16 protein-coding genes are annotated in these 19,828 nt (G+C 42.5%); 14 read left to right on the top strand and 2 right to left on the bottom strand.

Annotated elements, in window-relative coordinates; translation table 11 throughout:
• The first annotated feature begins 4 nt into the window (after positions 1–4).
• The 9 genes from nifS to LU279_RS10280 all read left to right on the top strand — a co-directional run bounded on the left by nifS (position 5) and on the right by LU279_RS10280 (position 9,633).
• Positions 5–1,186, top strand: a complete 1,182-nt coding sequence (nifS, locus tag LU279_RS10320) for a cysteine desulfurase NifS (RefSeq protein WP_274422429.1) — start codon at positions 5–7, stop codon at positions 1,184–1,186.
• 88 nt (positions 1,187–1,274) lie between these two features.
• On the top strand, positions 1,275–1,721 hold the full coding sequence (gene nifU / locus LU279_RS10315) for a Fe-S cluster assembly scaffold protein NifU (protein WP_022068740.1): 447 nt from the start codon (positions 1,275–1,277) through the stop codon (positions 1,719–1,721).
• A 113-nt stretch (positions 1,722–1,834) separates the two neighbouring features.
• Positions 1,835–4,456, top strand: a complete 2,622-nt coding sequence (locus LU279_RS10310; RefSeq protein WP_274422428.1) for an HAD-IC family P-type ATPase — start codon at positions 1,835–1,837, stop codon at positions 4,454–4,456.
• A 208-nt stretch (positions 4,457–4,664) separates the two neighbouring features.
• A complete protein-coding gene (locus LU279_RS10305; RefSeq protein ID WP_274422427.1) occupies positions 4,665–5,558 on the top strand; it encodes a selenium metabolism-associated LysR family transcriptional regulator in 894 nt (297 codons plus the stop codon).
• A gap of 100 nt (positions 5,559–5,658) precedes the next feature.
• A complete protein-coding gene (locus LU279_RS10300; protein WP_274422426.1) occupies positions 5,659–6,813 on the top strand; it encodes a double-cubane-cluster-containing anaerobic reductase in 1,155 nt (384 codons plus the stop codon).
• A gap of 30 nt (positions 6,814–6,843) precedes the next feature.
• Positions 6,844–7,461 carry a sulfurtransferase-like selenium metabolism protein YedF gene (gene yedF / locus LU279_RS10295; protein WP_274422425.1) on the top strand — a complete coding sequence of 206 codons (618 nt, stop codon included), beginning with the start codon at positions 6,844–6,846 and terminating at the stop codon, positions 7,459–7,461.
• A complete protein-coding gene (locus LU279_RS10290; RefSeq protein WP_274422424.1) occupies positions 7,458–7,697 on the top strand; it encodes a DUF3343 domain-containing protein in 240 nt (79 codons plus the stop codon). The genes yedF and LU279_RS10290 overlap by 4 nt, the downstream gene beginning before the upstream one ends.
• Positions 7,698–7,717: 20 nt before the next feature.
• Positions 7,718–8,482, top strand: a complete 765-nt coding sequence (locus tag LU279_RS10285) for an acyl-CoA dehydratase activase (RefSeq protein ID WP_274422423.1) — start codon at positions 7,718–7,720, stop codon at positions 8,480–8,482.
• 17 nt (positions 8,483–8,499) lie between these two features.
• The gene (locus LU279_RS10280) at positions 8,500–9,633 is read left to right on the top strand and encodes an aminotransferase class V-fold PLP-dependent enzyme (RefSeq protein ID WP_274422422.1); all 1,134 of its coding nucleotides are present in this window, start codon (positions 8,500–8,502) and stop codon (positions 9,631–9,633) included.
• A gap of 105 nt (positions 9,634–9,738) precedes the next feature.
• Here the strand turns inward: LU279_RS10280 and LU279_RS10275 are convergent, their stop codons facing one another.
• Entirely contained in the window at positions 9,739–10,713 is a 975-nt protein-coding gene (locus LU279_RS10275) for an ArsR/SmtB family transcription factor (protein WP_274422421.1), read from the bottom strand.
• A 255-nt stretch (positions 10,714–10,968) separates the two neighbouring features.
• Between LU279_RS10275 and LU279_RS10270 the strand changes: the two genes are divergently transcribed.
• The 5 genes from LU279_RS10270 to LU279_RS10250 all read left to right on the top strand — a co-directional run bounded on the left by LU279_RS10270 (position 10,969) and on the right by LU279_RS10250 (position 17,284).
• Complete coding sequence (locus LU279_RS10270; RefSeq protein WP_274422420.1) at positions 10,969–11,934, top strand: ABC transporter substrate-binding protein; 966 nt, start codon at positions 10,969–10,971, stop codon at positions 11,932–11,934.
• A gap of 80 nt (positions 11,935–12,014) precedes the next feature.
• A complete protein-coding gene (locus LU279_RS10265; RefSeq protein WP_274422419.1) occupies positions 12,015–13,532 on the top strand; it encodes a sugar ABC transporter ATP-binding protein in 1,518 nt (505 codons plus the stop codon).
• A complete protein-coding gene (locus tag LU279_RS10260; protein WP_274422418.1) occupies positions 13,525–14,484 on the top strand; it encodes an ABC transporter permease in 960 nt (319 codons plus the stop codon). Before LU279_RS10265 ends, LU279_RS10260 begins: the two co-directional genes overlap by 8 nt.
• A gap of 11 nt (positions 14,485–14,495) precedes the next feature.
• Entirely contained in the window at positions 14,496–15,503 is a 1,008-nt protein-coding gene (locus LU279_RS10255; protein WP_274422417.1) for an ABC transporter permease, read from the top strand.
• Complete coding sequence (locus tag LU279_RS10250; protein ID WP_274422416.1) at positions 15,500–17,284, top strand: glycoside hydrolase family 2 protein; 1,785 nt, start codon at positions 15,500–15,502, stop codon at positions 17,282–17,284. The genes LU279_RS10255 and LU279_RS10250 overlap by 4 nt, the downstream gene beginning before the upstream one ends.
• Before the next feature lie 97 nt (positions 17,285–17,381).
• On the opposite strand, the gene LU279_RS10245 is transcribed toward LU279_RS10250, so the two are convergent.
• Positions 17,382–19,235 (bottom strand): amylosucrase, encoded by a 1,854-nt coding sequence (locus LU279_RS10245; RefSeq protein WP_442870157.1) that lies wholly within the window; start codon positions 19,233–19,235, stop codon positions 17,382–17,384.
• Positions 19,236–19,828 lie beyond the last annotated feature (593 nt).

The raw sequence follows: 19,828 nt of genomic DNA, 5'->3' as shown, positions 1-19,828 counted from the left end.
GATTATGAATAAATTGATTTATCTTGACAATGCAGCTACCACAAAGACGGCTCCTGAGGTTGTTGAGGCAATGCTGCCATATTTTACAGAATATTATGGAAATCCATCAAGTGTATATGATTTTGCGGCTCACAGCAAGGAGGCAGTGACAAAAGCCAGAGAGCAGATCGCAGGTGTTCTGAAGGCGAAACCGGAAGAAATCTATTTTACTGCCGGCGGCTCCGAATCTGACAACTGGGCATTAAAGGCTGCTTTTGAAGCATACAAAGCAAAAGGTAATCACATAATTACAACAAAGATAGAGCATCATGCTATTCTTCATACATGTGAATATCTGGAAAAAAGAGGCGCAAAGATCACCTACCTTGATGTAGATGAAAACGGAATCGTCTGTCCGGAAGAGCTGGAAAAAGCCATTACTCCGGAAACAATCCTGATTTCCATTATGTTTGCAAATAATGAGATTGGTTCCATTCAGCCTATCAAAGAAATCGGAATGATCGCAAGAGAGCATGGAATTCTCTTCCATACAGACGCGGTTCAGGCCTTTGGACAGCTTCCTATTGATGTAGATGAATGTAATATTGATATGCTTAGTTCCAGCGCTCATAAGATCAACGGACCTAAGGGCATCGGATTTCTGTACATCCGCAAAGGCGTAAAGATCCGCTCCTTTGTACACGGCGGAGCCCAGGAGCGCAAGCGTCGTGCAGGAACAGAAAATGTTCCGGGAATTGTAGGATATGGCGTTGCGGCAGAGCGGGCACTTAATACAATGGAAGAGCGTACCTCAAAGGAAATTGAGCTGAGAGATTATCTGATCAGCAGGCTGACATCAGAGATTCCTTACGTGAAGCTGAACGGAGATCCGGTGAAGAGACTTCCGAACAATGTGAATGTAAGCTTTCAGTTTATTGAAGGCGAATCCCTGCTTCTGATGCTTGACGGCTATGGCATCTGCGGTTCCAGCGGCTCTGCCTGTACGTCAGGATCTCTTGATCCGTCCCATGTGCTTCTGGCTATCGGACTTCCTCATGAGATCGCTCATGGTTCCCTTCGCCTGACACTCAGCGAAGAGACAACAAAAGAAGATCTGGATTACACAGTTGAAAAACTGAAAGAAATTGTTCAGAATCTGAGAAATATGTCACCTCTTTATGAGGATTTTATAAAGAAACAGAAATAAAAAACTGTATTCAGGATATCTGGATCCTGAAAGAACACAGGGACAGAGATAAAACAGGATATTACCACATAACAGGAGGAAATAAATTATGTACAGCGAAAAAGTTATGGATCATTTTCAGAATCCGAGAAATGTAGGAGAAATTGAGGACGCCAGCGGAGTTGGAACAGTCGGAAATGCAAAATGCGGAGATATTATGAGAATCTTTCTTGACATTGATGACGAAACTCATATTATTAAAGATTGCAAGTTTAAGACCTTTGGCTGCGGCGCTGCAGTGGCAACCAGCAGTATGGCAACAGAGCTTGTGATCGGAAAGACTATTGAAGAGGCGATGAAGGTGACAAATAAGGCGGTTATGGAAGCTCTTGACGGACTTCCGCCGGTAAAGGTTCACTGTTCACTTCTTGCAGAGGAAGCAATCCATGCAGCACTCTGGGACTATGCTCAGAAGAACCATATTGTGATCGAGGGGCTTTCCAAACCAAAATCTGACATTCATGAGGGTGAAGAGGAAGCAGAGGAAGAGTATTAAGAAAAAGGCTGTGACAGACAGAGTTTGGAAATATTCCATAAGGAATAGGACCGAAGGCTGCTGTTGCAGCCTTGCTCTGCTTATATTATAAAGTGATATTGCGAGGTGGAAGTTTGACTGGACTTACAGAGAAACAGGTAAAAGAGAGGATTGAAGCAGGGCAGACCAATGCTGATGAAAATCCCAATACCAGAACCTACAAGCAGATTGTAAAAGAAAATACTCTGACATTTTTTAACTTTCTGAACCTTGTACTGCTTGTTCTGGTTCTTATGGTAGGCTCGTTTAAAAATGCATTTTTTGTATGTATTATCATTATCAATACGCTGATTGGAATCGCGCAGGAGATCCGGGCAAAAAAAACAATTGACAAGCTGGCGATTCTCACAGCCAAAAAGTCCATTGTTCTGAGAGAGGGAAAGAAATGGACCGTTCCTACAGAAGAACTTGTTCTGGATGATATTGTGTGCCTGAAAACAGGAGATCAGGTTCCGGCAGACGCCAGGATACTGGAAGGAAGTCTGGAGGTAAATGAATCTCTTTTAACAGGAGAGGCGGACAATCTTCCGAAGAATCCCGGAGACGAGCTGTTTTCGGGAAGCTTTGTAACCTCCGGTGAGGCTTCATGTCAGATCATCCATGTAGGAAAAGACAATTATGCTTCTCAGATCACCAGTGAGGCAAAGGAATTTAAACGTCATAATTCAGAATTGAGAAACTCTCTGAATATTATCCTTAAAGTCATCAGTATTATTATTGTACCTATTGGCGCTTTGCTGTTTTATAAACAGTATTATATGGTGGGCGACAGCTTCAGGGATTCCATTGTAAGTATGGTCGCAGGTGTTCTGGGAATGATCCCTGAAGGCCTTGTGCTTCTTACAAGCGTTGCCCTGACACTTGGAGCCCTTGTACTTGCAAACAAAAAAACACTGGTACAGGAGCTGTACTGTATTGAAACTCTGGCAAGAGTAGATACGCTCTGTCTGGACAAAACCGGAACCATCACAGAAGGCAGTATGTGCGTGGAGCGTATAGAGCCGTTTATCCGGAGCAGGAAATGCCAGTCATTCGGGAAAAACCGGATGGAAGAAGGAACTTCTGCGGAAGCGTCATCACAGCAGGATGCGCCTGTGACAGAAAAAACCGGACAGGAAGAAGCATCTGGAACGAAAAAAACAGACCAGCCGGAATCTGTAGCAGAAACAGGAAATACAGAAAAAATAACAGAATCCCCTAATGCTGAAAATACAGAAAATGAGAGACGGGAAGAACTGGTTTCAGAAGAACCGAAAGCCGTTGACCTGAAGGAAATCGAAGAGATTATGTGCAGTCTTATGCATGTACTTCGTGATGAGAACGCTACGGCAAATGCTCTCAGGAAGCGTTTTCCTGCAAGACCAGTTATGGCCTGTGAGCATGTGATACCGTTTTCTTCTGACCGTAAATACAGCGGAGCAGTGTTTGCGGAAAAGGGCACTTATCTTATGGGAGCAGTGCAGTTCCTTTTTCCGGAAAATAATCAGGACATGATCCGTCAGGCTCAGAAATATGCCGAAGAGGGTCTGAGAGTTCTTGTTCTTGCTCACAGTCCGGAAAAGTCCGAAGGTACGGAGCTTCCAAAAGACCTGGAGCCGGTAGCGTTTCTGCTTCTGACAGATGTGATCCGTGAGGAAGCACCGGATACGCTGAAGTTTTTTGACAGCCAGGAAGTTGATCTGAAAGTGATTTCAGGAGACGATCCTGTAACTGTAGCAGCTATTGCAAGACGCGCCGGACTGAAAAATGCAGATCAGTATGTGGACGCCACTACACTTCTCACAGAACAGGACGTACAGCGTGCAGTTTCAGAGTACAGTGTGTTTGGTCGTGTAACACCTCAGCAGAAAAAACAGATGGTTCAGGCACTCAAAAGCCAGGGGCATACAGTTGCCATGACCGGTGACGGTGTGAATGATGTTCTTGCGCTGAAAGAAGCTGACTGCAGTATTGCCATGGCTCAAGGAAGTGATGCTGCAAAGAATATTGCAAATGTGGTGCTGCTGGATTCTAATTTTGTATCCATGCCCCATATTGTAAATCAGGGCCGCCGGGTAGTAAATAATATCCGTACCGCAGCATCCATGTTCCTGATCAAAACCATGTTTTCTGTTATGCTGTCCATTCTGACCATCTTTTTTGGAAATGCATATCCGTTTGAACCAATACAGATGTCTCTTATCAGCGCCTGTGCAGTAGGTATTCCAACATTCCTTCTTGCTCAGGAAAACAATTACGATAAGATCGATCATACGTTCCTGAGACATGTATTTCTGAATGCATTTCCGGCAGCGATCACTATAAGCTCCTGTGTGTTTACCATTATGCTGGTATGCCAGAATGTATACCATTCCAATGCCATGCTGAATACAGCTTGTGTTCTGGTAACTGGATGGAACTATATGGCAGCGCTGAAAACTGTGTATGCGCCTCTGAACCGTTACAGGAAAGTGATTATTTATGGAATGCAGTTTATTTTCTTTGCTGCAGCAGTTATTTTCCAGAAGCTGCTTTCTCTTGGCTCTCTGGACTTTGGCATGATCATTCTGGTGTTTATCCTTATGACCTTTGCTCCGGTTCTGATTGATGTGATCACCGGATGGATACGGAATATTTACGCCCGGTCACTGGACAAAGAAAATCCAGGTCCAGTTGCCGCTTTTCTTACAAAACTTCAAAACGGAAAAAATTCATAAATCAACAGGATCCTCTTCAGAGTTGCGGGGGATCCTTTTTTTGAGCGAAAATATACAGGCACGGACAGTTTTTGCGTATGGATACTTACGGATTTTATTATGTAAATTAGGCGTTTGCTTATTTTTATACAAATAATTAAAAAACACAATATAATCATTGAATATATTAATAATATATGATAAAATCCAAGAAGAAAGGTTGAAATTTATGGAATTTAAACAGTTAGAGTCATATATTGCCATTGTAAAATATAAAAATCTTACAACAGCTGCAGAGTCACTTGGAATTTCTCAGCCAACGATCAGCATTCATCTGAAAAATCTGGAGGAAGAACTGCATACCAGGCTGATCATCCGCACTGCCAAAAACTTTGAGGTGACCCAGAGAGGACAGGAGTTTTTTGTATGCGCCCAGAATATTCTGAAGCTTCGGGATGATCTGGTGAACAGCTGGAACGGCAGGGAGGCAGAGATCATCCGCATGGGAGTTTCCACGATACCTTCTGCATATATTTTGCCGGAGGTACTGCCTGCTTTTGGAAAAGAACATGAAAATGTATACTTTTCTATTGACCAGATGGACAGCCAGAAGGTGATTGACGAGGTACATAAAGGAACTTATGACCTTGGACTGGTGGGAATGAAAACCGAGGACGAGCTTCTGGCATTTGAGCAGTTTTACCGGGACAGGCTTGTGGTGATCACACCTGTAAAAGAGAAATTTCTCAGAATGAAGGAGCAGACAGAAATGTCTGTGGAAATTCTGTTTCAGGAACCGATGATTCTTCGTGAGGAGGGCAGCGGAAGCGGAAAAAGTGCAGGAAGATATCTGGAAAAAATGGGGATAAAAGAAGAAAAACTTCATGTTGCAGCCAGGATCAATGACCAGGAATCAATAAAAAATCTGGTGGCAGGAGGCCTGGGGATTTCCATTGTATCCGAAAAGGCTGTGAAGGATTATGTAGAATCCAGACGGCTTCTTCAGTTTAGTCTGCCGGAGGAGTTTTCAGGAAGAGAGTTTTATATTGTGTACCAGAAAAACTATATTTTAAAAGAATGTGCAGAGGAATTTATAAAGTTTCTGAAGTCATATCAGAAGTGAGCTGGGTGGCATCGCCATAAAGGGAAAACAGCTTAAAACAGGTGGCGGGGTGGAGAAACAGAAGAGATATCCAGGCACGAAAAAAGGAAGGAGATATGAAATGATCCAGTTACCGAAAAATTTTGAAACTTATGCGGAGGCCAGAAAGGCAGGATTTCTTCGTATGAAACAATTAAAGGAGTCAGGAAAAAAAGTGGTTGGTATTTTTTGCTCCTTTGTACCTACCGAGTTGATTGAGGCTGCAGGAGGAACAGCTGCTCCTCTGTGTGCTACAAGCGAGGAACCAATACCGGCAGCAGAGGCGGATCTGCCTAAAAATCTCTGCCCTCTTATTAAGGCAAGCTATGGTTTTGCTCTGACAGACACCTGTCCTTATTTTTATTTTTCGGATTTTATTGTAGGAGAGACAACCTGCGACGGAAAGAAAAAAATGTTTGAGCTGATGAACAATATCAAGGAAACTTACGTGATGCAGCTTCCGGCAAGAAGAGATGAGGCTGCCCTTGACGCATGGGAAAAAGAGGTGGTGCGCTTCTGGAAAAAACTGGAGGATTTTTACGGAATCACCATTACAGAGGAGGATGTAAAAAAAGCCATTCGTCTGAAAAACCGGGAGCGTGAGGTAATGCTTCGTTTTCTGGAACTGGGCAAGTTAAATCCGGCGCCGATTTCCGGCTATGAAATGGGAACAAGACTGGACGGTCTTGGTTTTAATCCGGATATTGAGGAACGCTGCAGGATCATTGAGGCAAGAACAGAAGAAGTGATAAAAGACTGGGAAGAAAATTACAGGGGTAAATCATCAAAACGTCCGAGAATCCTGATCACCGGCTGTCCTAACAGCGGAATCCGTGAAAAGACCATTAAAGTGATAGAGGAACTTGGAGCGGATGTAGTGGCGTTTGACTGCTGTAACGGTACCCGTGAAAAAGTGGAAAAGGTAGACGAAGCTCTTCCTGCTGCAAGAGCTCTTGCAAAAAAATACCTGAATATCAACTGTTCAGTTATGAGCCCAAATGAAACCCGTATGGATTATATCAGCAATATGATCGACGAGTACCAGGTAGACGGTGTTCTGGAACTGATCCTCTGTGCCTGTCATACCTATTCCATTGAGGCTTATAATGTAAAGAAAACAGCAATGGCAAAAAATGTGCCTTATCTGATGATTGAAACAGATTACTCCAAAGCAGACAGCGGGCAGATCAATACCCGACTGGAGGCGTTCCTGGAGACGATCAGTCAGTTTAAATAAAAAAGGAATAAGAGAAAGGTGGATATGATTATGAAAAAAACAGTAGATGCAATGGGAGATGCCTGTCCAATCCCTGTAGTAAAAACAAAAAAAGCAATAGAAGAGCTGAAAGTGCAGGGAGGCACAGTAGAAACTTTTGTAGATAATGAGATTGCAGTACAGAATCTGACAAAGCTTGGAAAGAACTGCGGTTATTCTGTTCTTTCTGAAAAGCTGGAAGAAAAGAAGTTCCGTGTTGAAATCCAGGTAACAGCAGGAGAGTCAGATCAGATGCAGGAACAGGATAATTCCTGTATTCCGGATATGAGACGCAAGAACACGGTAGTGGTAATATCTTCCCAGTGTATGGGAGAGGGCGATCCGGAGCTTGGAACGGCACTGATGAAAAGCTATATTTATACGCTTTCTCAGCAGGATCAGCTTCCGGCTACCATACTGTTTTATAACAGCGGGGTGAAGCTGGCCTGCGAGGAAGCGCCCACACTGGAAGATCTGAAGAGCTTGGAGGCTCAGGGAGTGGAGATCCTTGCCTGCGGAACCTGCCTGAATTTTTATGGATTGTCAGAAAAGCTTAAGGTAGGAAACGTGACAAATATGTATGTGATCGCAGAAAAAATGAGTCAGGCATCCCTGATCATTAAGCCATGATAAGAGAAAAAAAGCCATGTGTGGTACTGACTTTTTCCACTACTACAGCAGCCATGTCCATGGAAAAAAAGTGCGGTCAGCATAAGATACCCGGACGGCTGATCCCGGTTCCGAGAGAAATCACAGCAGGCTGCGGACTTGCCTGGAAAATGCTGGAAGAGGATTATGAAAACTATAAGGAACAGGTGGAAGGGCTGGACATTACAGTGGAGCAGAAAGTCAGGCTGAAATTATAAAAATAAGGAAATAGGCGGTCATGGAATATATTGGAATAGACATTGGCTCTACCTGCGCCAAGGTTGCTGTTTTGGATGAAGATGAGAATATCCTTCATCAATCTGTGCAACCTACCGGATGGAGCAGCGTGGATACGGCAGATCTCATTAAAAATATGCTTCTGGAAAAAGGGATTTGTCCTGAATCCGGAAAAGTTGTGGCTACCGGCTATGGAAGGGTATCTGTGCCTTATGCAGACAAAACTGTAACGGAGATTACCTGCCATGCCAGAGGAGCAATATGGCTTCATAAGAAAAAAGATATGACAGTCATTGACATCGGAGGACAGGATACCAAGATTATTATTCTGGAAAACGGCATGGTGAAAGATTTTGCCATGAATGATAAATGCTCTGCCGGAACCGGACGTTTTCTGGAGGTTATGGCAAATACCATGGCTCTGAAACCGGACGATCTCTGTGAACTGGCGCGAAAGGGGAAAGACGTAAAAATCAGCTCCATGTGTACGGTTTTTGCAGAATCTGAGGTGATCGGTCTGATCGGACAGGGAGAAAAAAAGGAAAATATTGCTTTTGCGGTGGTAAATTCGATTGCAGATAAAGTGGCGGCTCAGTGCAGTAAGATGAATGTAGGAACCGGAGAAGTATTTCTTACCGGAGGTCTGTGTGAATGTAGTTATCTGCGGGAAATTCTGGAACAGAAGCTTGGTTCCCCCGTGCTTACGGGACCGGAATGTCGATATGCAGGAGCCATAGGGGCTGCGCTTTGCAGCAGAAATATATAGAACAGAGGAGAAGCGTTATGATATATTTTGATAATGCAGCTACTACCATGCACAAACCGGAAACGGTGATCTATGCAGTGGCGCAGGCTTTAAATTCTCTGGGAAATGCAGGAAGGGGCGTCCATGAGGCGTCCCTTGATGCATCCCGGAATATTTATGGAGTCAGAGAAAGAATTGCAGAATTTTTTCACGGAGAGGATCCTTCCAGGATTGCTTTTACGTCAAATTCTACAGAGAGCCTGAATATTGCCATCAAAGGAATCCTGAAATCAGGAGACCATGTAGTTACTACGGTCCTGGAACATAATTCTGTGCTTCGTCCTCTTTACGAGATGCAGGAAAAAGGCGTGGAAGTGACAATCCTTCCCTGTGATGAGTACGGAATGGTCTATCAGGAGGATTTTATCCGAGCAGTCCGTCCAAATACAAAGGCATTTATCTGTACTCATGGATCAAACCTGACAGGAAATGTGCCGGATATTCAAAAAATCGGTGCAGCAGCCAGAGATAGAGGAATTCTTTTTGTGGTGGATGCTTCCCAGACTGCCGGAGTATTTGATATTGACGTTCAGAAGATGAATATTGATATTCTCTGTTTCACCGGACACAAAGGTCTTCTGGGCCCTCAGGGAACGGGCGGTATGTATGTGAGAACCGGAGTGAATGTCCGTCCGCTGAAATCTGGCGGAAGCGGAGTAAAGACCTTTGAAAAAAAGCATCCTTCCCAAATGCCAACTGCTCTGGAAGCAGGAACCCTGAACGGGCATGGTCTGGCAGGACTTGGAGCAGCCGTGGATTATCTGAACCAGCAGGGACTTTCCTTTATCCGGGAAAAAGAACAGGCGCTGATGAAGAAGTTCTATCTGGGAGTCAGGGATATTCCGGGAGTGAAGGTTTATGGAGATTTCCGGAATATGGATCGCTGTGCCATAGTAACTTTGAATATCAGGGATTATGATTCCGGGGAAGTAGGCGATGCCCTGTATATGGATTATGGAATTGCCACAAGAGCAGGGGCTCACTGCGCCCCGCTGATGCACCAGGCGCTTGGGACCACAGAGCAGGGAGCAGTACGATTTAGTTTCAGCCATTTCAACACAGAAGAAGAGATACAGAGAGGGATAGAAGCAGTCAGGGAACTGGCGGAGTGACAAGGTGAGAGTAGTGTCTGTTACAAAGACTGTGAGCATATAATAAAAAGTCCGGAGCTCGTTTTGGGAAAACCGGACTTTTTATTGTTAATGAATCAGAATTTTTTACTGGTAAGTGAGGCTCATAATAATTCCCTGTGGATAATCTCCGTATTTTTCTCCAAAAATGTTTACGCCGCCCATATGGACTGCGTCCTCTTTGACTTCGATTCTCAGAGAAATATAAGGTCTTTCTGCTATTGACAGATCTTCAAGAGAAATATTCTGGCGAATAAGGTTACCGTCAAGATATACGCCGTTATTTCTGACAGAAAAAGTTTTTAATATTCCATACTGAGTATTTCCATTGGGCCATGCAGGAGGAGTGAGTTTTCCTCGTCTGGCGCCGAAGTCACCGGGACAGTGATAGACACCGACTTCCAGATCATTTACGGAAACAGTAATATCAGAGGGCCAGTTTTCGAGAAAACCAGGAGCTTCTGAGCATAATTCCATGCAGAAGGAAATCTCCTTCAAAGGGATCAGGGGATTATAAATATTTGGAAATCGGTATTCAATGTACCCGGAACAGAACCAGATAAGCTGAGCATTGACTCGTTTTGGTGAATAAAAAGTTACGGAGGTGTCACAGGCGTCGATCATACCATGTTCATCGGCCAGTCCGCAGGTGGGATTTACATTGCAGTCGGTAAAATTTCCGATAGGCATATTCACAGAAATTGTTTTATTTTCAGAGTCGGCGTCAGCATCAAAAGTTTCAAGATGAAGAGACTGTACGCTGCAGATACAGACACGCATAGAACCGTGTATTCCAGGTTGGCTTTCTGTAACAATAAGTTTTGCTTCTTCCAATGTTTTGATATGTAAAGCGGCAGAGGACAAAGGAATGTTTAAAAGAGTAGAAATTTCCTGAAGAGACCTGGAAGTATTTTTTAGCATATCCAGAATTTTCAGTCGTACCGGTGAAGAGAGCGCTTTACCTATCTTGATGATACGTTTCTGATGTTCGGGATTGCTGAGATGAAGATAGATATTTCTTTCTCCAATGATTCTGACTGTTCTTTTTTCTTTTCCTGCCATATGCTCCTCCTGATAAATACATATTTGGTTAAAATAAAGTATCTTTCTTACATTTTTCTTAATTACTCCATATTTTTATTATAACATTTATTACATAAAAAATAAAGTAAATATGCAGATTTTACAAATAAAACAGAATAAAATTGAGTAAATAGCTGAAAATAAATGGATATACAAAAACTATATTGTAAAAAATGACAAAATAGTATAACATAATTATTGTAATAAAAATAAAAACATTTGGGAGGTATTAAAATGAAAAAACGGATGGCTTTATTTATGGCAGCGGTTACAGCAATTTCTACAATGGGGATAGGAACAACAGTTTATGCAAAAGAAGAAACAGAACAGGTACTTGATGGAAAAACTGTGGGATTTGCTCAGACAGACAGTATGTCTGCATGGCGAACCACAGAAACAGACAGCATTAAAGAGTACGTTGAAAAAGCCGGCGGTGAGCTGATTGTTAAGGACGCAGGAGGAGATATCGCAACGCAGGAATCCGATATTCGTGATCTGGTTGCTGCAGGAGTAGATTATCTGGTTGTGGCGCCGTTAGAGGATAATGGACTTCAGGGAGCTCTGGAAGAGGCAATGGCAAACGAGATTCCTGTGATCCTGGTAGACCGTACTATTGAAGGAGAGGCTGGCACTCATTATACAACTGCGATTATGTCAGACTTTGTATGGGAAGGAGAGCAGTGTGCAAAAGCGCTTATGGAAGCGCTTCCTGATGGAGGAAAAGTTGTAATTATCAACGGAGGTTACGATTCATCTACTTCTACAGATCGACAGGAAGGATTTGTAAATGCCCTTGATGCGGATAAGTATGAGATTGTAGCGGAGCAGGATGGAGAATGGCTGATGGACAAAGCCCAGGCTGTAATGGAAAATATCCTTCAGGCTCAGGGAGAAGAAAATATTGATGCAGTATTCTGTGTGACAGACGATATGGTGCAGGGAGCTATGAATGCTATTGAGGCAGCAGGACTGAAGCCGGGAGAAGACATTCTCACTCTGGGAATCGACGGAACCAGGGCAGCATTCGAGGCAGTAGAAGAAGGAAAGCAGCTTGCTTCCTGTACATGTACCCCATATTTTGGAGAAATTGTACTGGATACCATAACCAAAATAAGCAATGGAGAAGAAATTCCGGAAGCAATTACAAATGAAGATACACTTTATACAAAAGAAAACGTGGATGTAGAACTTGGATTCTAAGGTTTATCAGTAAAAACGGATGGAGCTGCGGTGGAGTATACAGGCTTTGCCGCAGCTTTCTCTGAGAAAAGGAGCGTTTTATGAGTGAAGCTTTACTTGAAATAAAAGGACTGGAGAAAACGTTTCCCGGTGTCCGGGCTTTGAAAGGTGTACAGCTCACTGTAAATAAGGGGGAAGTGCATGGACTTATGGGAGAAAATGGAGCAGGCAAATCTACATTGATCAAGGTTATTACAGGCATTTATCAGAAAAATGGAGGAAGTATTCGATTTGATGGAGAGGAAATCAATGCGGCAACACCAATGGAGGCCAATGAAAAAGGAATTTCTACAATCTATCAGGAATTAAACCTTATTCCGTTCCAGACGGTTTATGAAAATCTGTTTGTTGGCAGAGAACCCAGAAACAGGTTTAAAGCAGTGGACAGGAAAAAAATGATTTCAGAAGCTGCGCGTATTTTGAACGAACTGGGTATAGAGATTGATGTTACGAAACCGCTGAAAGAGTTTTCAACTGCTGTTCAGCAGATGGTGGCTATTGCCAGGGCTATCAGTATTCAGGCAAAATTGGTTATTATGGATGAGCCGACATCCTCTCTGGATAAAAATGAAGTTCAGGTTTTATTTGATATTATCCGTAAATTAAAAAAACAGGGAATCAGCGTTATTTTTATCAGTCATAAGCTGGATGAGATCTTTGAAATCTGTGATCGTCTGACTGTATTTAAAGATGGGGAATATGTTGGAGATTATGATATAGAAGAACTTGATCAGTTCAGACTGATTTCACTGATGGTGGGAAGAGAAACAAAAGTTCTGGAGCGCAAAAAACAGGACTATACGTTTAAGGATGCTGATACAGCAGTACAAATGAAAAACATACATCAGGGAATGCGACTAAGTGGAGTAGACATTGAAATCCGACAGGGAGAGGTTGTTGGTCTGGCGGGGCTGCTTGGTTCAGGACGGACAGAGCTGGCGCAGGTATTGTTTGGAATGAATCCTCCGGATGCCGGAGAAATCTTCTGGTGGGGAGAGAAAGCAGAAATTCATTCTCCGTCAGACGCTATAAAAAAAGGAATGGGATTCTGTACGGAAGACCGTAAGGTAGAAGGGATTATTCCGCATCTGTCTGTCAGGGAAAATATGACAGTGGCGCTGCTGCCAAAACTGAGTACGGCAGGATTTATAAAAAAGAAAGAGCAGGATAAGATTGTACATAAATATATAGAACGTCTGAAAATAAAAACTCCGTCTCCGGAACAGGCAATCTGCAATCTCAGTGGTGGAAATCAACAAAAGGTATTACTTGCCAGATGGATGTGTATGAATCCAAGGCTGATGATTCTGGACGAACCGACTCGTGGAATTGATGTAGGCGCAAAGGCAGAAATCGAAGAACTGATTCAGGAATTGTCAGCGGAGGGTGTTTCGGTTTTAATGATTTCTTCGGAAATTGCAGAACTGGAACGTAACTGTGACAGGGTTATTGTTATGCGTGACGGCAAAGTGGCCGGAGAAGTGACAGGTCAAGAAATCAGACAGGACAGGATTATGGAAATCATTGCAAGTGGAAGTGAGGTGAGCTGCCATGGCTAAAACAAAAGAGGATTATCAGCAGATGATAAAACAGTACAGTGCGGTTGCGATGCTTTTATTTTTTATCATATTAAATTCAGTGTTTACACCTAATTTTTTCAGAATGGGTACTTTAAACAACATCATTACCCAGATATGTCCTACTGTTCTGTGCGGTATGGGAATGACACTGGTCATTTCCACTGGAGGAATTGATATTTCTGTGGGCTCTGTAATGGCTCTTGCAGGCGTTATGACGGCAAAGTTTATGCCGGAAACTGGCATTATTCCAGCGGTTTTACTGGCAGTGGCAGCATCTGTTCTGGTTGGATGCATTGCAGGATTTTTTGTGGGAGTTCTGGATCTTCAGGCAATGGTAATTACTCTGGGTCTTATGCTGGGAGTTCGCGGAGCAGCTCAGGTATTGTGCGATGGCAGAGATATCTACTTTAATAAACTGGGAGATGTAGGAAAGCAGCTTAGTCTGATGGGAACTTATAAGATTGGCGGAATTATTCCGATACAGATCATTCCGATTCTTATTTTTGTTATAGTTGTATGGATCATAGTCGAAAAGACAGTCTTAGGAAGACAGATTCAGGCTGTGGGAGATAATATCAAATCCAGCGCTCTTGCCGGTATCAATACATCGGCTGTTATGATGGCAGTATATGGATTCAGTGGCTTCTGTGCTGCATTTGCAGGAATATTTCAGGCGGCAAAGGTTTCAGTAGCGGCCGGAAGTTCACTTGGTCAACTGGCAGAACTGGACGCTATTGCGGCTGTTGTTATCGGAGGAACGCCTATGAGTGGGGGAAAAGCTCATGTAATAGGAACACTGATAGGCGCTCTGATCATGCAGATGATTACACTCACCTGTGTTATGAATAACATTCCAGATCAGTATGCACAGGTATTTAAGGCGGCAATTATTGTATTCGCAGTGTTTATTCAGAGGGAACAGACAAAATAGGGAGGTGCAAAATGAAAACAGTCAGAAAAATTTATAATTCTTTTTATTCAAAAAGCACCATTCTGGCATTTGTGCTTCTGGTGGTGATTTCCAGCATTATCTTTTTTGACAGAGGATTTCTTTCTCCGGCGAATATTATTAATATTTTGATGAAAGCGGCAAAAAACGGAGGTTTTCTGGCACTGGGAATGACATTTGTAATTCTGTGCGGAGAAATTGATCTTTCTGTGGGAGCGGTTTTCGCTCTTAGTGGAGTAGTAATGGGATTGGTTGGACAGGTGAATCCTGTTCTCGGAATTGTGTGTGGAATTCTTACAGGCGTTGTTTCAGGCTGGTTGATTGGATTCATGGTAACAAAGATGAGGATTTCTTCCTGGATTGCATCATTGGCTATGCTGTTTGCCCTGAGAGGTGTGATCCTGATCATTGCAAAAAGATCTGTTCCTATAGAAAAGGGGATCATGAGATTTGCTGACCTGAAATTTATAAAAGGGGTAATTCCGGGAGCGAAAAGCGGAATTTCTATTTTGATCCCCCTTCTGTTTCTGGTGACCTTTCTTTGCATGTATCTGGCAAAAAATACTAAATTCGGAATAGGGATGTATGCGGTAGGAGGAAACGGTGAAGCTGCCAGAATGATGGGAATCGATGTAGACAGAATAAAAATGAAAGCCTTTATCTGCTGTGGAGCGATTGCTGCTTTTTCCGGAGTCCTTCTTGCGTCAAGCAGCGGAAGCGCTACGCTGAGTGCGGGAAACATGTATGAAACTTATGCGATTGCCATGTGTGCCATTGGCGGAGTAAAACTTACAGGTGGAGAAGGAAGATTCTCAGGAGCTTTTTTTGGAATTATGATTTATTTTATCATCAATACTATTTTTACATATCTGCCTACAGATATATTCACAGTACATTGGCAGTCTATTATTATGGGAGCGCTGGTACTGATTTCTGTAGGGGTACAATCGGAAAAGCTTCAGAAGTTTAAATTAAGAAAAAAACAGGTGGATGAAATATGATACAGCTGGAAACACAATGGAGTAATACTGTTAATAAAGAACATGTATGGGAAGAGTATCCCCGGCCAAATATGGTAAGAGACAGTTATCTGAATTTAAACGGGGAATGGGACTGTTGTATTAATCGTGAAAATACAACGGACTTTTATGATAAAAAGATCCTGGTTCCATTTTCACCGGAAACTAAATTATCAGGTATACAGAAAATTGTCCAACCGGAGGAATTTCTTCATTACAGAAAATGTTTTACATTGCCGGATAGTTTTATAAAGGAAAAGGTACTGCTGCATTTTGGAGCAGTGGATCAGGAGTGCCATGTATATCTGAATGGCAGGCCGCTTGGAACACATAAGGGGGGATATCTGCCATTTTCTTTTGATATTACAGAGTTTCTGACCGATGGAGAAAATGTTCTTACTCTTTGCGTAAAGGATATGACGGAAAAAGCTCCCCATGCAAGAGGAAAGCAGAAACTTGTAAAAAAAGGAAAATATGGCTCACTTTTTTATACGCCTCAAAGTGGAATCTGGAAAACTGTGTGGATGGAAAGTGTTTGTAAACATTATATAGAATCAGTTAAAATCACCCCGATGTTTGATGAAGGAAAAGTGAAAATTCGTGTGCTGCCGAAAGAAAAAAAGAACATGGATCCAGAGACGGTAAGTATACGGATTTATGATGGTAAGAATCTGATCGCAGAGGCGAAAGGAACGGAAGGAAAATCGATCAGTATCCCTCTTGGAGATTTTCGTCCATGGTCTCCGGACAGTCCGGTTCTTTATGATGTGGAAATCCGAATGGGAGATGATTTTGTAAAATCCTACTTTGGTATGCGTAAATTTTCTACTGGAAGAGATAAAAAAGGAATTCTCAGATTTTATCTTAATAACAAGCCGTTCTTTTTTAATGGAGTTCTGGATCAGGGATACTGGCCAGAGGGACTTCTGACAGCACCATGTGATGAAGCGCTTATCTATGACATCGTTAAGCTTAAAGAGATGGGATATAATACGATACGAAAACATATTAAAATTGAACCGGAACGATTTTATTACCATTGTGACAGACTGGGAATGATTGTATGGCAGGATATGCCCAATGGAGGCGGAGATTATAATATGATATTTGTAACATATCTTACCAATGCCTTTGACTGGTTTGCCAGAGGGATTAAAGACAATCATTATTCATGGTTCAAAAGAAAGGATGCCGAGGGAAGAAAACAGTATTATAAGGATCTTACAGGAATGATTCGTCTTCTTTATAATTATCCCTGCATTGCAGTATGGGTTCCGTTTAATGAGGGATGGGGACAGTTTGATGCAAATAAAGCAACTGCTCTGATCCGAAAGAAGGATCCTGGTCGTCTGGTGAATGAAGCTTGTGGGTGGTTTGACCAGAAGGGCGGGGATATGTACAGCATTCACAATTATGTGAGAAAACTGAAGGTGAAACCTCAGAATCGCGCAGTGGCATTGACAGAATATGGGGGATATGCTTATCCTGTAAAAGATCATATGGCATGCCAAAAAGAATTTGGATATCAACATTATCATTCCAGAAAAGAACTGACAGATAATTACAGGAGACTGTGGGAAGAAGAAATTTATCCTAATCTGAAAAATGGACTGTCCAGTGCTATTTATACTCAGACCAGTGATATAGAGGAAGAGATAAATGGCGTGATGACTTATGACCGAAAGGTGGATAAGCTGATTCCGGAAGAGGTTTATAAACTGAATCAGAAACTATATCGGATTTTTGAGGACCTGACAAGTTAAAAGCAGACAGAAATGGGCGGTGAAAAAAACTCGTTTGAGTTTTTTCACCGCCCATTTTCCGATTACAGAGTTGATAAACAACTGGCAGCAGAGCTGATTATTTTTTCCTGCAAAGCCAGAAACAGCTGAAAGCAGGAATCTGAACGCCCTTGGCTTCCATTTCTCGTCCGGAGATCAGGTCTGTATATATTCCGTCTTCTTCATTGATCCATGCAACTTTATCGTATTCACTGAAGTTATAAAGTCCAATGAATTTTTCTTCTTCGTTTTCACGTACAAGTGCCAGAATGGAAGAATCCCAGGTGTCGATTGTACGAAGAGAAGCCTTGCTGCTAAAGACAGAGTGAGCTTTTCTGAGCTTTTCCAGATGATCAAGCGCAGGAAACAGTTTTCCCTGTACGGTTTCTGGTCTGTGACGGTTTTCAGCAAGATCCCAGCGGAAATCACCTCTGTGGAGATAGCGGGAATCAGATGCTTTTTCAGGATTTTCTTTGTAGGAATAGTCATTTAACTGACCAATTTCGTCGCCGCTGTAAATAACAGGGATGCCTGATTGAGAAAGCATAAAAGCGTGGAGAGTGATGTCATAGCGGATTCCTCTGTTTACCCCTTCTTCATTCCCCTCGAATCCAAAGCGTTCAATACCGCACAGAGAGGCTGTTGTTCCACACAGACGGGCATCTCCCAGGCGCGGATCATCATTGTACAGCTCTCCCCTTGCAAAAGAATCAGGATAGCTTCCTGTCAGGAAAGCATTCAGGTATTTTTTATGAGGGATTTCCTGGATACCAAAGTTACTCAGAAAATCATAATCCAGCCCCCAGCCAATGTCATCATGACAGCGGAGATAATTCTGAAATACATAATCCCGTGGCAACTCGGCAACAAGATCAAGCTGACGGCGCAGAAGAGAAACATCTCGTGTGGCAACGGTATGCCAGGTTGTTGCCATGGTTGTTACATTATAAAGAAGATGACATTCTGGCTTTTCAACAGTTCCAAAATAAGGAACCACCTTTTCCGGAGACATGACAACTTCTCCAAGAAGAAGCACACCCGGGCATACGATTTCGCAGATCATACGCATAATACGGACAATGGTGTGTACCTGAGGAAGATTTCTGCAGTTTGTTCCCAGCTGCTTCCAGATATAGGGAACTGCGTCAAGACGTATAATATCAACCCCCTGGTTGGCAAGATAAAGCATATTAAAGATCATTTCGTTAAGAACTACTGGATTTCTGTAATTCAGATCCCATTGATAGGGATAAAAGGTAGTCATAACATGTTTCCGGATATCATCCAGCCAGGTAAAGTTTCCAGGCGCCGTGGCAGGGAATACCTGAGGACAGGTTTTTTCATATAAGGAAGGAATATCATAGGAATCGAAGAAGAAATAACGATCCTGGTATTCTTTTTCTCCGGCACGGGCGCGCTTTGCCCATTCATGCTCTTCTGAAGTATGATTCATAACAAAGTCAAGACATATATTGATTCCCCGCTTATGACATTCAGAAGTCAAATGAGAAAATTCTTCCATGGTCCCAAGCTTTTTCTGAACAGTACGGAAATCAGATACGGCATATCCACCATCACTGCGGCCTTCAGGGGACGCAAGAAGAGGCATCAGATGAAGATAATTGATATTACATTCCTGTACATAATCAAGTCTGCTTTCCAGGCCCTTCAGAGTTTTGGCAAAAGAATTGACATACATCATCATTCCTGTAAGATCATTACGCTTATACCAGTGAGGATCTTTTTCGCGGGAAAGGTCAGAAGCTTTTAATTCTGCAGTTCTTGTGTCATAAAAAGTTTTCAGCCCCTTCAAAAGCTGGGAAAGATGCTCCATAACAAGAGGATCATCCTGATAAAGTTCGCAGTACAGCCATTTCACTTCATCCATATGATGCATCAGACGGGCCTGATACACAGCATCATCCCTTTCCATGGCAGAGATTTTTGCAGGTTCCGTCTTTTTTGTTTCGACCTTAACGGGTTCAGTTTTGGAGGTAGAAACTTTAATGGGTTCTGTCTTTTTTGTTTCGACCTTAACAGGCTCGGTTTTGGAGGTAGAAACCTTAATGGGTTCTGTTTTTTTGGTTTCGACCTTAACGGGCTCGGTTTTTGAGGTAGAAACTTTAATAGGTTCCGTCTTTTTTGTTTCGATTTTAATTTGGGGGGCGCTGACCTGTGGAGCGGTGGAAACGGTCTTTATACGTTCTGCCTCAGCCCTTGCAGCAGCTTTCTTTTTCTGGAGTCTTTTTTTTGCCATATTCATTCTCCTTTGCTTATTATGCAGAACCAGCCTTATGTTCCATAGATGAAAAAATGGATTTGCTGATTTTTTAGTGCAGTTGATGGTTATAAAATGTAATTTGTCGCCTGCTTCGGAGTATTGTCTGACAGGTTTTATGGTAATCTTACAAGTGTATAAGAGAAATGTCAAGTATACTCAGAGAAGGTTCACGACAAACGCATGAATGATTTTCCTTTCCTAATCTGCTTTCAGTATCTTTTTTAAGAATTTAATACTTCTTCTAA

The organism is Blautia sp. XA-2221 (assembly GCF_028767025.1).
In the GTDB taxonomy this organism is placed as follows: Bacteria; Bacillota; Clostridia; order Lachnospirales; family Lachnospiraceae; genus Blautia_A.
Note: the sequence above shows the minus strand (reverse complement) of the source record. Positions and strands in the feature narration are given on the sequence as shown.

What these genes read in the sequence shown, in the direction of transcription:
- LU279_RS10280 (WP_274422422.1), top strand. Translation starts at nt 8,500, where the DNA reads ATGATATATTTTGATAATGCAGCTACTACCATGCACAAACCGGAAACG.
- LU279_RS10245 (WP_442870157.1), bottom strand. Translation starts at nt 19,235, where the DNA reads ATGGAAAGGGATGATGCTGTGTATCAGGCCCGTCTGATGCATCATATG.
- yedF (WP_274422425.1), top strand. Translation starts at nt 6,844, where the DNA reads ATGAAAAAAACAGTAGATGCAATGGGAGATGCCTGTCCAATCCCTGTA.
- nifS (WP_274422429.1), top strand. Translation starts at nt 5, where the DNA reads ATGAATAAATTGATTTATCTTGACAATGCAGCTACCACAAAGACGGCT.
- nifU (WP_022068740.1), top strand. Translation starts at nt 1,275, where the DNA reads ATGTACAGCGAAAAAGTTATGGATCATTTTCAGAATCCGAGAAATGTA.
- LU279_RS10290 (WP_274422424.1), top strand. Translation starts at nt 7,458, where the DNA reads ATGATAAGAGAAAAAAAGCCATGTGTGGTACTGACTTTTTCCACTACT.
- LU279_RS10260 (WP_274422418.1), top strand. Translation starts at nt 13,525, where the DNA reads ATGGCTAAAACAAAAGAGGATTATCAGCAGATGATAAAACAGTACAGT.
- LU279_RS10265 (WP_274422419.1), top strand. Translation starts at nt 12,015, where the DNA reads ATGAGTGAAGCTTTACTTGAAATAAAAGGACTGGAGAAAACGTTTCCC.
- LU279_RS10275 (WP_274422421.1), bottom strand. Translation starts at nt 10,713, where the DNA reads ATGGCAGGAAAAGAAAAAAGAACAGTCAGAATCATTGGAGAAAGAAAT.
- LU279_RS10270 (WP_274422420.1), top strand. Translation starts at nt 10,969, where the DNA reads ATGAAAAAACGGATGGCTTTATTTATGGCAGCGGTTACAGCAATTTCT.
- LU279_RS10250 (WP_274422416.1), top strand. Translation starts at nt 15,500, where the DNA reads ATGATACAGCTGGAAACACAATGGAGTAATACTGTTAATAAAGAACAT.
- LU279_RS10305 (WP_274422427.1), top strand. Translation starts at nt 4,665, where the DNA reads ATGGAATTTAAACAGTTAGAGTCATATATTGCCATTGTAAAATATAAA.
- LU279_RS10285 (WP_274422423.1), top strand. Translation starts at nt 7,718, where the DNA reads ATGGAATATATTGGAATAGACATTGGCTCTACCTGCGCCAAGGTTGCT.
- LU279_RS10300 (WP_274422426.1), top strand. Translation starts at nt 5,659, where the DNA reads ATGATCCAGTTACCGAAAAATTTTGAAACTTATGCGGAGGCCAGAAAG.
- LU279_RS10255 (WP_274422417.1), top strand. Translation starts at nt 14,496, where the DNA reads ATGAAAACAGTCAGAAAAATTTATAATTCTTTTTATTCAAAAAGCACC.